The sequence below is a fragment of the uncultured Campylobacter sp. genome, from assembly GCF_937949835.1.
In the GTDB taxonomy this organism is placed as follows: Bacteria; Campylobacterota; Campylobacteria; order Campylobacterales; family Campylobacteraceae; genus Campylobacter_B.
The window spans coordinates 1-2,449 of the sequence record NZ_CALEDC010000134.1; the positions used below are offsets into that span (position 1 = coordinate 1).

The window sequence follows — 2,449 nt, forward strand, 5'->3', positions numbered from 1 at the left end:
CCTCTCCGCCTAGCCCCGGTATGCGGAATTTAAGCCCTTGCAAATCCGCGACCGAGTTGATCTCTTTTTTAAACCAGCCGCCCATTTGCATGCCGGTAGATCCCATCAAAAAGGTCTTCATGCCGTATTGCGCGAACATCTTATCATTAAGCTCTCGCCCACCACCATAGTAATACCACGCGTGCTGCTCATCAGTAGTCATACCGAAAGGCACCGCCGTCCAGAGCATAGTTTTGGCGTCTTTGCCTTTATAATAATAAAGCGAAGTATATCCTAGATCGTATTGACCGCTTTTGACGAAGTCGAATACGCCAAAGCTTGCCTTGTGCTTGCTCGGCGTATCGATGCGGATCTGAAGCCTGCCGCCACTAAGGCTTTCGGCATAGTTTTTAAAATCCTCAGCAGCAGCGCCCAAAACGGGCGTAGTCGCCTCCCACGTACTAGCAAGTCTTAGGCGATAAACCTTATCGTCGCCGAAAAGCTGCGAGCCCAAAAGCATGAGACATGCAAACAAAAAAATCTTTTTCATTTCTATCCTTTCATAAAGTTTTAAATTCATAAAATTTCAAAATTTAGTGCGACGTCTGCTTAAAATTTAATCGCGTCCTGCGTTACTGCTACGAAATTCTGCTTCACGGTGCCTATTTTATCGACACGTTGCTTTCTATTCTATTTTACGACGCTTCATCTTATAGGCACCTTGCTTTGCAAATGTCTTATTTTGCGATATTTTGTTTCTAAACGCTCAGCCCAAGCTTTTTATTTTACTATGCCTGGCTTTGCGACGTTAGAAGCGCCACGTTAGTTTTATTCGCCGCATTTGGGCGTATTTACTTGCACCTGCGCCATATCTAGCGATAATATTTTATCAAGCGCGCTTGTTTAAAAGCCTCCAGCGCGGATCTTTTTCGCTTAGAAACAATAAAAGTATCTTAAAATGCCATCTCTGCGCTTTTGCAGATAAAATTCTCCTTTTCTTTCAAAGCGAGCTTTGTCATTTCAGCAAGCTTAGGTGCTATGCTATTTCTTTGACCTTAGACGGCAGAATCGTGCTTTTAAATTTAAAATTCCGCAATCTGCGCAATCTTTGCGCCGCACTGGCAAGCAAAGATTTAGCCTTTATATTTAAATTTTGCGCCTTAGTTGAGCGCAAAATTCCGCGCGGAGTTTTGATGCAAATTCCTCGCGAAGCCTAGATTAGAATTTTACGCAGAGCTGCCCCGCGTTGTCTAAAATTTTTTGCAAAATTCCGTGCCGCAAAATGCACTTAAAATTTTAAATTTGCTATTGCGCGGAATTTCTTAGCTTAAATTCTAAGCCTTGAAATTTTGCTCTTGTTTGACGGCATAAAATTTTAAAATTAAATTCTGCAACTGCCATGCCTTAAAATTTTATTCGCAAAGCCTGCTTGCTAAATTTTAAAATTTTAAATCTAAACCCGCAAAATTCCGTATTTTGCGTTTTGAAATTCTATTTAGCAAAATTTTATCTCGCAGATTTCTCGCTTTATAAATTTTACGCTCGATGAAATTCTACTCCGCAAGTTTGCGCTTCGTAAAATTCTAGCTCGCAAAATTTCGCTTAAAATTTCGCGAGCTAGTCCTTGTTTTCGAATAGCTCCGCGTGTTTGCTACGCAAAAACTCGACAACGGCGATCACCTCGTCTGCACCGCTAGCGTCCGAGTTCGCAAGCACCGTGTCGATGTTTTCGATATACAGCTGCGCCGCATCAGCGAGCCGATCGCGTTTCACGCCCGCATAAAGCAGCATCGCGTCAAGCAGGATATTAATCTCGTAGATGAGGTCCTGCTCGGCGATTTTTTCGTCATTAGTTTTCATCTTCTTCCTTTGAAATTTGAGTTTTTTTCTCGATTAGACCCACGATTTGCGCCTTTACGGCTTCGTACGAGCTCGCATCCTTAAAGCCTGCAAACATCCCGCCGCTTGCGTTTACGTGCCCGCCGCCGCCGAGGAGCAGCTTTGCCATTTCGCTTACGTCGATCTTGCCGTCGGCGCGGAAGCTGAGTGTTTTCTTGCTCGTTACGTCGATGAAAAAATCGACATCGGGGTTTTGCGTCAAAAAGTCGTTGCCGATGACGCTTACGTTGCCGATATTGTAGGTCAAAATGCCCTTTTGATCGAGGTAGCTGATCTCGAAGCGCTGCTTTTGCGCGCTTAGGCGGGCGACTACGAAATGCGAGACGAGATTGCTTAGCGTATCGTCGCGCTCGCTTTTAAAAAATTCTTTCTTTATGCCGTGCAGCGCGCTATCTAGCGCGATGTGTGCATCTGGTTCGTCTTGAAATTTAAAAATTTTTTCTAGCAAGTAAAAGATATAATCCCTGCTCTCCCGCTCGAACATGATCTTGTTGATCTCTTTCGCGCCCGAGACCATGCCGAGGCAGACCTTGCCGAGCTCAAACTCGCTCTGCTCCTTTAGCCAGATATC

General features: G+C 44.3%; 1 protein-coding gene and 2 pseudogenes. All 3 read right to left on the reverse strand.

Annotation, left to right across the window (positions count from 1 at the left end; translation table 11 throughout):
• Nucleotides 1-529, reverse strand: a pseudogene (locus tag Q0256_RS02940) (ABC transporter substrate-binding protein); the annotation flags it as partial.
• A 1,067-nt stretch (nucleotides 530-1,596) separates the two neighbouring features.
• Nucleotides 1,597-1,839, reverse strand: coding sequence for a hypothetical protein (locus Q0256_RS02945; protein WP_297959902.1), 243 nt, complete (start codon nucleotides 1,837-1,839; stop codon nucleotides 1,597-1,599).
• A pseudogene (locus Q0256_RS02950) lies at nucleotides 1,829-2,449 on the reverse strand (3'-to-5' oligoribonuclease B); the annotation flags it as partial. The pseudogene Q0256_RS02950 and the gene Q0256_RS02945, both read right to left, overlap by 11 nt.

Excerpts from the sequence above, each read along its gene's own strand:
- Q0256_RS02945 (WP_297959902.1), bottom strand. The coding sequence starts at position 1,839 with ATGAAAACTAATGACGAAAAAATCGCCGAGCAGGACCTCATCTACGAG.